At 70.8% G+C, this 9,083-nt stretch carries 10 protein-coding genes and 1 riboswitch; of the genes, 7 read left to right on the plus strand and 3 right to left on the minus strand.

Annotation, left to right across the window (positions count from 1 at the left end):
* The coding region (locus GTW40_RS31020; RefSeq protein WP_161183461.1) for an ROK family protein at positions 1 to 586 on the minus strand (586 nt) is incomplete at its 3' end.
* A 135-nt stretch (positions 587 to 721) separates the two neighbouring features.
* On the opposite strand from GTW40_RS31020, the gene GTW40_RS31025 reads away from it, so the two are divergent.
* The 3 genes from GTW40_RS31025 (at position 722) to otsB (ending at position 3,179) form a co-directional block, all read left to right on the plus strand.
* Complete coding sequence (locus GTW40_RS31025) at positions 722 to 1,972, plus strand: extracellular solute-binding protein (RefSeq protein ID WP_161183462.1); 1,251 nt, start codon at positions 722 to 724, stop codon at positions 1,970 to 1,972.
* A gap of 33 nt (positions 1,973 to 2,005) precedes the next feature.
* Complete coding sequence (locus GTW40_RS31030) at positions 2,006 to 2,230, plus strand: DUF3263 domain-containing protein (RefSeq protein ID WP_161183463.1); 225 nt, start codon at positions 2,006 to 2,008, stop codon at positions 2,228 to 2,230.
* Positions 2,231 to 2,315: 85 nt separating this feature from the next.
* Positions 2,316 to 3,179: a trehalose-phosphatase gene (otsB, locus tag GTW40_RS31035; protein WP_161183464.1), complete on the plus strand. Its 864-nt coding sequence runs from the start codon at positions 2,316 to 2,318 to the stop codon at positions 3,177 to 3,179.
* 12 nt (positions 3,180 to 3,191) lie between these two features.
* Here the strand turns inward: otsB and GTW40_RS31040 are convergent, their stop codons facing one another.
* Positions 3,192 to 4,610: a trehalose-6-phosphate synthase gene (locus GTW40_RS31040; RefSeq protein ID WP_161183465.1), complete on the minus strand. Its 1,419-nt coding sequence runs from the start codon at positions 4,608 to 4,610 to the stop codon at positions 3,192 to 3,194.
* 98 nt (positions 4,611 to 4,708) lie between these two features.
* Positions 4,709 to 5,653 (minus strand): glucosyl-3-phosphoglycerate synthase, encoded by a 945-nt coding sequence (locus GTW40_RS31045; protein WP_161183466.1) that lies wholly within the window; start codon positions 5,651 to 5,653, stop codon positions 4,709 to 4,711.
* Between the two features lie 168 nt (positions 5,654 to 5,821).
* Positions 5,822 to 5,977: riboswitch (SAM riboswitch) on the plus strand.
* 17 nt (positions 5,978 to 5,994) lie between these two features.
* Here GTW40_RS31045 and thrC point away from each other — a divergent pair.
* The 4 genes from thrC to GTW40_RS31065 all read left to right on the plus strand — a co-directional run.
* On the plus strand, positions 5,995 to 7,269 hold the full coding sequence (gene thrC / locus GTW40_RS31050) for a threonine synthase (RefSeq protein WP_161183467.1): 1,275 nt from the start codon (positions 5,995 to 5,997) through the stop codon (positions 7,267 to 7,269).
* Positions 7,266 to 7,541, plus strand: coding sequence for a MoaD/ThiS family protein (locus tag GTW40_RS31055; protein WP_161183468.1), 276 nt, complete (start codon positions 7,266 to 7,268; stop codon positions 7,539 to 7,541). Before thrC ends, GTW40_RS31055 begins: the two co-directional genes overlap by 4 nt.
* A gap of 431 nt (positions 7,542 to 7,972) precedes the next feature.
* Positions 7,973 to 8,176, plus strand: coding sequence for a cold-shock protein (locus tag GTW40_RS31060; RefSeq protein WP_004929928.1), 204 nt, complete (start codon positions 7,973 to 7,975; stop codon positions 8,174 to 8,176).
* A 398-nt stretch (positions 8,177 to 8,574) separates the two neighbouring features.
* Positions 8,575 to 9,083 (plus strand): TCP-1/cpn60 chaperonin family protein (locus tag GTW40_RS31065; RefSeq protein ID WP_272919054.1); only part of this gene is annotated, 509 nt, incomplete at its 3' end.

Genomic DNA, 9,083 nt, shown 5'->3' on the forward strand with positions numbered 1-9,083 from the left:
AGGCGTACCGCTCCAGGCAACCGCGTTGTCCGCAGGGGCAGTCGGCGCCGCCGGGGCGTACGACGATGTGGCCGATCTCACCGGCGAAGCCGTGCGCGCCCGCCTCGACTCCGCCGCCGATGCCGATGGCGCCCGCGATGCCGGTGCCGAGCGGGACGAACAGGAAGCGGTCGGCGCCCTTCCCGGCACCGATCCGGCCCTCGGCGAGGCCGCCGGTGCGCACGTCGTGGCCGAGCGCGACGGGCACGCCGAGGCGCTCGGCGAGCAGGTCGCGCAGGGGTACGTCGCGCCAGCCGAGGTTGGCGGAGTAGACCGCACGGCCGCCGCTCTCGTCCACGATGCCGGGCACCGCGACGCCTGCCGCGAGGGCGGGTCCGCCCAGGTGGGCGGCGCCGTGCGCGGCGAGACCGGCGGCGAAGTCCAGGATCTCCGCGACCACCGCCTCCGGGCCCCGCTCGCGTCCGGTCGCGCGGCGCTCGCGGTGCAGGAGTACGGGGGCGGTCCCCGGGGCAGACGCGCTGTCGTCGCCGAGGAGAGCGGCCTTCATCCAGGTGCCGCCCACGTCCAGGGCGATGACATGTCTCACCCGTCCAGTGTGACCCGGTGACCCATGAGAGGTCTAGTCCACTTACGTGGTGTAGACATGTGTTCACATAGCGAACAGTTGGTCAAGGGAATCGGGGTTTTGACGGTGCGTCGGCGTACGGCAAGAACGATCGCGGTGGTGTCCGCAGTGGGCATGGCGGCGGTCCTCGGCGGCTGCGGAACCACGGGTTCCTCGCATGTGACCCTCAAGCTGGTCGCCGCCGACTACGGCGACTCCCCGGCCAACAGCTCCAAGAAGTACTGGTCCACGCTCGTCAGCGCGTACGAGAAGCAGCACCCCGACGTGAAGGTCGAGGTGAGCGTCTACTCGTGGAACGACGTGGACCGCAAGGTCAAGGAGATGGTGGACGCCGGGCACGCCCCCGACATGGCCCAGATCGGCGCCTACGCCGACTACGCGGCCGCGGGCAAGCTCTACCCGGTCTCCGACCTGCTCTCCATCCGCGCCCAGGCCGACCTGCTGCCGCAGCTCTCCGACGCGGGCGACTGGAACCACACGCCGTACGGCATGCCGTTCGCGGCCTCCACGCGCGTCCTCTTCTACAACAAGTCGCTCTTCGCCAAGGCCGGCATCACCCAGCCGCCCACCACCTGGGACGAGCTGGCCGCCGACGCCGAGGCGCTCAAGAGCCAGGGCGTGAAGTACCCTTACGCCCTGCCGCTCGGGCCCGAGGAGGCCCAGGCCGAGACCATGCAGTGGCTGCTCAGCGGCGGCAGCGACTTCACGGACGACATGGGCACGTACACCATCGACTCCTCCCAGAACGCCAACACGTTCACCTGGCTCAAGGACGACCTGGTCGACAAGGGCCTGACCGGACCGGTCGCCCCGGGCCGCCTCAACCGCGCCGCCGCGTTCTCCGCCTTCACCGACGGCCAGGTCGGCATGCTCAACGGCCACCCCACGCTGATGCAGCAGGCCGAGGCCAAGGGCGTGAAGTTCGGCATGGTCCCGATGCCGACCCGCGACGGCGGCAACCAGCCCGCGATGGGCGTCGCCGACTGGATGATGGGCTTCAAGCAGAACGGCCACGCCGACCAGATCGGCAGCTTCCTCGACTTCGTGTACGACGAGAAGAACGTGCTCGCCTTCTCCCACGAGTACGGCCTGCTGCCCGTCACCACCTCCGCCTCCGAGGTCATGGGCGAGTCCGAGGCGCCCCGCGACAAGGCCCTGCACCCCTTCCTGGACCAGCTGCAGACCGCCGAGCAGTACCCCGTGAACAAGATCTCCTGGGCCGAGGTCAGCGCGGCCGTCAAGCAGGACATCGGCCAGGCCGTCTCCCCCGACGGCAACCCCTCGGGCGTCCTGACCCGCCTGCAGTCGACGGCCACCACGGCGGACAGCCGGGCCTCCGCGCTCTGACCCCTGTCGGCGGCCGGGGTTACGGTTGCCGACATGGAACTGGGCACCCGCGAGAAGGCGATCCTCGCGCTGGAGCGCCGGGGCTTCCCCGGCCCCGGCGCCAAGGAACGCGCCATCCGCGAACAACTGGGCCTCGCCCCGGTCCGCTACTACCAGCTCCTCAACGCCCTCCTGGACGACGAGCGAGCCCTCGCCCACGACCCGGTGACGGTGAACAGACTGCGCCGGGTCCGTGAGGCGAGACGGTCCGAGCGGTGACCCCGGGCGTCGGGGGCGCGGGGTGACACCGGCGGACCGCTCACGGGGAGGAGTGGGCCGGGGTCCTCGCGGATAGTGTCGTTGCATGGGTATCCCCGAGACGGACTCCGCCACTCCGAAGGACCTTCCGGTTCCGACGACTCCGGCCGGCCGGGACGGTCTGCGCGCGCTGCTGGAGGGGGCGCGCGGGGCCGTGGTCGGGCTGGACTTCGACGGCACGCTGGCTCCCATCGTCGCCGACCCCGCGCAGGCGCGCGCCCACCCCGGCGCGGTGCCCGCGCTCGCCGAACTCGCGCCGAAGGTCGCCTCCGTCGCCGTGATCACCGGCCGCCCCGCCGGGGTCGCCGTACGCAACGGCGGCTTCGCCGGGATCGCGGGCCTGGAACACCTCGTCGTCCTCGGCCACTACGGCGCCGAGCGCTGGGACGCCGCCACCGGCACCGTCAGCGCCCCCGCCCCGCACCCCGGCATCGCCGCCGCCCGCGCCGAACTGCCGGGCGTCCTCGACCGGGCCGGAGCCTGGCCCGGCACCTGGATCGAGGAGAAGGGCCGCGCCGTCGCCGTACACACCCGCCGCGCCGAGGACCCCGAGGCCGCCTTCGAGGCCCTGCGTGCCCCGCTGACCGACCTCGCCACCCGGCACGGCCTGATCGTCGAACCCGGCCGCCTGGTCCTCGAACTCCGCCCGCCCGGCATGGACAAGGGCGTCGCCCTCCTCGACCACGTCCGCGCCCTCGGCGCCGACGCCGTCCTCTACGCGGGCGACGACCTCGGCGACCTCCCCGCCTTCGCCGCCGTGGAGAAACTCCGCACCGGCGGCACCCCCGGCCTCCTGGTGTGCAGCGGCAGCACGGAAGTACCCGAACTGGCGGAACGGGCCGACCTGGTGGTCGACGGCCCCGAGGGCGTGGTGGAGCTGCTGCACACCCTCGCGGCACACATGGCCTGAGAGCGGCCCGGCTCAGCCCCCCAGCGCCGCCAGCTGATCCAGGAACCAGCGGGTCGGGGGGAGGGCCGTCGCCGCCGTGGCCAGGCGCTTGGAGCGTTCGGCGCGCTCGTCGGGGGGCAGGGACAGGGCCTCGTGGAGGGCCTCGGCCGTGCCGACGACGTCGTACGGGTTGACCGTGATCGCGTCCTCGGCCAGCTCCTCGTAGGCGCCCGCCTCGCGGGACAGCACCAGGGCCACGCCCTCGTCCGAGACGACCGGGACCTCCTTGGCGACCAGGTTCATGCCGTCGCGGATCGGGTTGACCAGGGCCACGTCGGCCAGGCGGTAGGCCGCCAGGGAACGGGCGAAGTCGTCCTCGACGTGCAGGAGCACCGGGGTCCAGCCCGGCGTGCCGAACTCGGCGTTGATCTCGTCCGCGATCCGGCGCACCTCCTCCGTGTAGGAGCGGTAGACCGCCAGGTCCTGCCGGGACGGGTACGCGAAGGCCACGTGCACCACGCGCTCGCGCCACTCCGGGCGGTCCACGAGGAGACGGCGGTACGCCAGGAGCCCGCGCGCGATGTTCTTCGACAGCTCGGTGCGGTCCACCCGGACGATGGTCCGGCGCCCCTCGCCGATCTCCTCGCGGAGGGTCACCATCCGTTCGGACACGTCCGCCCGGTGTGCCCGCTCCCGCAGGAAGTCCGCGTCCGCGCCGAGCCCGTGCACCCCGATCTCCGTGCCCGACGGGATGCCGGGGCCGAGTACGGCGTGACAGCACGCGGTGAACGCGTCCGCCCAGCGCCGGGTCAGGAACGCCGCCCGGTCCGCGCCCAGGATGCCGCCGAGCAGCTCGGCCGCGATGTCGTCGGGGAGGAGCCGGAAGTAGTCCGGCGGAGCCCACGGCGTGTGCGAGAAGTGGCCGATGCGCAGGTCGGGGCGGAGCTGCCGCAGCATCCGGGGGGCGAGGGCCAGGTGGTAGTCCTGGATCAGCACCGCCGCGTTCGGCGCCGCCTCCTCGGCCAGCGCCTCGGCGAACGCCCGGTTGTACTCCCGGTACGCCTCCCACTGCCGCCGGAACTCCGCGTCGAAGACCGGCTCCAGGGGGGTCTGGTACAGCATGTGGTGCACGAACCACAGCACGGAGTTGGCGATGCCGTTGTACGCGTCGGCGTACACCCCCGCGTCGATGTCCAGCATCCGCACCCGCTGGCCGCCGGTGTCCGCGTCGGGCAGCAGCCCGCCGTCCGCGCGCCGCACCGCCTCCCGGTCACCGTCCCCGAGCGCCGCGCACACCCACACCGCGTCGGTGTCCGGCCCGATCGCCGAAAGCCCCGACACCAGCCCGCCACCGCCGCGCCGCGACGTCAGCGCCCCGTCCGGACCGACCGTGTAGGAAACCGGGCCGCGATTCGACGCGACCAGCACCTCAGCACCCTGCGTGGAAGCCATGGTCCTCAACCTAGCCCGGCTCCCGAACCCTCAAACGTGCGCACGACCCGACGCGGCGCCTTGTATACGGCCCTCCGTATGCGGCGCGCGGCGCCCCCTCACGCCACCCGCCGCTCCGCGTACTCCGCGATCTCCGCCATAGGCGGCCGCTCCTCCGTGTCCACCGAGTACGTACGCGGCTCGAAGCCCGACACCCCCCGCTCGAACTGGGTCAGCGCGGGCCGGATCAGATGCCCGCGCGCCAGCCGCAGCTGGGCCGTGCGGTAGATCGCCGCCGACATCCGCCCGAGCGCCTGCCCGTCCTGGTGCCGGTGCTTGCGGACGCCCACGTCGACCTGGGCCAGCGCGTCGAGGCCCACCAGGTGCAGGGCGTCGACCAGCATGCCCAGCTCCACGCCGTACCCCACGGGGAACGGCAGCTGCTCCAGCAGGGAGCGACGGGCCGCGTACTCACCCCCCAGCGGCTGGACGAAACCCGCCAGCTGCGGCCAGTGCATGTTCAGCAGGGGCCGCGCCATCAGCTCGGTGACCCGCCCGCCCTGCCCGGCGGCACCGGCGAGCGGCCGGTCGTACATCGCCTTGACCAGATCGACGCCCGGATCGGTGAGCAGCGGCCCGACGATGCCGAGGACGAAGTCCGAGGAGAACTCCCTCAGGTCCGCGTCCACGAAGGCCACGATGTCCCCGCCGGTCGCGAGCAGGGAGCGCCACAGCACCTCGCCCTTGCCGGGCACGGCGGGCAGCCGGGGCAGGATCGCGTCACGGTGCACGACCCGCGCGCCCGCCGCCGCGGCCACCTCGGAGGTGCGGTCGGTGGACCCGGAGTCCACCACGACTATCTCGTCCACCAGCGGCGCCTGCCGCACCAGGTCGTGGCGGATCACGGAGACGATGTCACCGACCGTCTCCTCCTCGTTCAGCGCGGGCAGCACCACGGACACGGTCTGCCCGGAGCGCTGCTTGGCGGCGAGGACACGGTGCAGCGGGCGGTCGGCCACGGACCAGGAGCGGGTGGCCAGCCAGCGCTCGACTTCTTCCAGCATGGTCTGCGGCTCCTTCACTGGGGGGACGTACGGTCACACGTGCCGGTGTTCATGAACCCGTCTCGCGGTTCGGACGACACCTTCAACTGTGCTGGCCTTCGGTTACAGTCTTGAACAACGCCGATGACCATCGCATGTCCGAGAAGATCGGCGTCCACAACCGAATACAGCTCATCCAGAGGGGCAGAGGGAAACGGCCCTGCGAAGCCCCGGCAACTCCAGTCGGTCTCGTGCGCGACGCATCCGCGACGCACCGCGAGGCTCCCGGCTAGGGAAGGTGCCAAATCCGTCTCACGGCGAAGTGCGTCGTGAGGAAGATGAGGAGAAAGGGCCTCGCCTCCATGGCTGTGCAGACCTTTGCCACCCCCACTGTCGATCTTGGCCCCGCCGCGGCTCTCAGCTGCCGGGAGTGCGGGCACCGCGTCCCGCTCGGCCCGGTCTTCGCCTGCGAGGAGTGTTTCGGCCCGCTGGAGATCGCCTACGACTTCTCCGGCCACGACGCCGACAGCCTCCGCAAGCGCATCGAGTCCGGCCCCGCCAGCATCTGGCGCTACGCCCCGCTGCTGCCCGTCCCCGCCGACGTCGCCGACAAGCCGAACCTCAACCCCGGCTGGACCCGGCTCGTCAAGGCGGACAACCTCGCCCGTGAACTCGGCGTCACCGGCGGCCTGTTCGTCAAGGACGACTCCGGCAACCCCACCCACTCCTTCAAGGACCGCGTGGTCGCCCAGGCCCTGGAGGCCGCCCGCGCCTTCGGCTTCACCACGCTCTCCTGCTCCTCCACCGGCAACCTCGCGGGCGCGGTCGGCGCGGCGGCGGCCCGCGCGGGGCTGCGCTCCTGCGTGTTCATCCCGCACGACCTGGAGCAGGGCAAGATCGTCATGGCCGCGGTCTACGGCGGTGAACTCGTCGGCATCGAGGGCAACTACGACGACGTGAACCGCTTCTGCTCCGAGCTGATCGGCGATCCGGCCGGTGAGGGCTGGGGCTTCGTCAACGTCAACCTGCGGCCGTACTACGCCGAGGGCTCCAAGACGCTGGCGTACGAGATCTGCGAGCAGCTCGGCTGGGAACTGCCGGACCAGCTCGTGGTGCCGATCGCCTCCGGCTCCCAGCTCACGAAGATCGACAAGGGGCTCAAGGAGCTGATCGCGCTCGGCCTGGTCGAGGACAGGCCGTACAAGATCTTCGGCGCCCAGGCGGAGGGCTGCTCGCCGGTGTCGGCCGCGTACAAGGCGGGCCACGACGTCGTACGGCCCCAGAAGCCGGACACCATCGCCAAGTCGCTGGCCATCGGCAATCCCGCCGACGGGCCGTACGTCCTCGACATCGCCCGCCGCACCGGCGGCGCCGTGGAGGACGTGACGGACCCCCAGATCGTGGACGCCATCAAGCTCCTCGCCCGCACGGAGGGCATCTTCGCGGAGACGGCGGGCGGCGTGACGGTCGGCGTGACGCGCAAGCTGCTGGAGAACGGCGTACTGGACCCGACGCTCACCACCGTCGTCCTGAACACGGGCGACGGCCTCAAGACCCTGGACGCGGTGGCCGGGACCGGCCTGACCGCGACCATTCGACCGAACCTGGACTCCTTCCGAGAGGCTGGACTCGCATGAGCGTGACCGTTCGCATCCCCACCATCCTGCGTACCTACACCGGCGGGCAGGCGGAGGTCGCCGCCGAGGGGGTGACGCTCGCCGAGGTGATCGAGGACCTGGAGAAGCGCCACACCGGGATCGCCGGGCGCGTCCTGGACGACGAGGGGAAGCTCCGCCGGTTCGTCAACGTGTACGTGAACGACGACGATGTGCGCTTCGAGGGCGGGCTCCAGACGCCGACCCCGGACGGCGCCGGTGTGTCCATCATTCCGGCGGTCGCCGGCGGCTGAGAATTACCGACGGTAACGTCGGTGACAAGCTGTTCATCGAATGGCCTCCTCCGTAAGAGAAACGGAGGAGGCCATTCTGCGTGATTGAGCGCGATAGAGTTGGGGAACGCGCTCCCCGGCCGACAGGTCGGGAACCCTGGATTCATGCCGCACGCCCGACAAGAAGCAGCCAAAATGCACGGGTCTTATGCGGCATTTATTGTTTTTATGGGGCCCGACTTGCCCTGAATTTAGCTGAATTCTCGCCAGATTCCGGACCGGTCGCGTCCAGATTTCTCGTCCGATTGACCTGTTGCAGACGGCAGTTGGACAAGTACATTCAGCCGCGGTCGACGCGTTCCGGCGCACGCCCCCGATCCGTGGGGGGTGAGGTCTGACCCGGGTCCGCGAAGGGTGGATCTGCGCAAGGGCCAGTAATAGGGGAGTTAGGCATGGCTCAGGGCACCGTCAAGTGGTTCAACGCGGAGAAGGGCTACGGCTTCATCGCGGTAGACGGTGGTGCGGACGTGTTCGTCCACTACAGCGCGATTCAGATGGACGGCTACCGCACCCTTGAGGAGGGCCAGCGGGTCGAGTTCGAGATCTCGCAGGGTCAGAAGGGCCCGCAGGCCGACATGGTTCGCCTCAGCGCCTGAACGTTTCTCACGCTGAACGTCTCATCGCGTCTCGCGTCCGTCTCACGTCTTAGGTTTACGTCTCACGTTCGAAGGGTCCGCACCCGGCACGGGGTGCGGGCCCTTCGTCCTGTGCGCGCCGCTCGGCGCGTCCTGTGTGCGCCGTCCGGTTCGTCCCGCCCGCGCCGCCCGCGCCGCCCCGGCGCGTCCCCGTCCGATCCCCCGAAGGCGCTTGCACTCGACCATGCCGAGTGCTAATCATTGCGTTAGCACTCTGAAGGTGAGAGTGACAACGAGGACCGGGTCGGTGAGGCCCGCGGGCCGGGTGGGGCAAGGAACCACGAGGCCGGCGAGCCGTCCGTCGCGGGCGCGGGCGCGGTCCGAAGGAATCACCCCCAGTCCTGGAGGGACCACTTCACATGGCCAAGATCATCGCGTTCGACGAGGAGGCGCGGCGCGGCCTCGAGCGCGGCATGAACCAGCTCGCGGACGCCGTCAAGGTGACGCTCGGCCCCAAGGGCCGCAACGTCGTCCTCGAGAAGAAGTGGGGCGCCCCCACGATCACCAACGATGGTGTCTCCATCGCCAAGGAGATCGAGCTCGAGGACCCGTACGAGAAGATCGGCGCCGAGCTGGTCAAGGAAGTCGCCAAGAAGACGGACGACGTCGCCGGCGACGGTACGACCACCGCGACCGTGCTCGCCCAGGCCCTGGTCAAGGAGGGCCTGCGCAACGTAGCCGCCGGCGCCAACCCGATGGCCCTCAAGCGCGGTATCGAGAAGGCCGTCGAGGCCGTCTCCGCCGCTCTCCTTGAGCAGGCCAAGGACGTGGAGACCAAGGAGCAGATCGCCTCCACCGCCTCCATCTCCGCCGCCGACACCCAGATCGGCGAGCTGATCGCCGAGGCCATGGACAAGGTCGGCAAGGA

It is taken from the genome of Streptomyces sp. SID4985, from assembly GCF_009863025.1.
Lineage (GTDB): Bacteria > Actinomycetota > Actinomycetes > Streptomycetales > Streptomycetaceae > Streptomyces.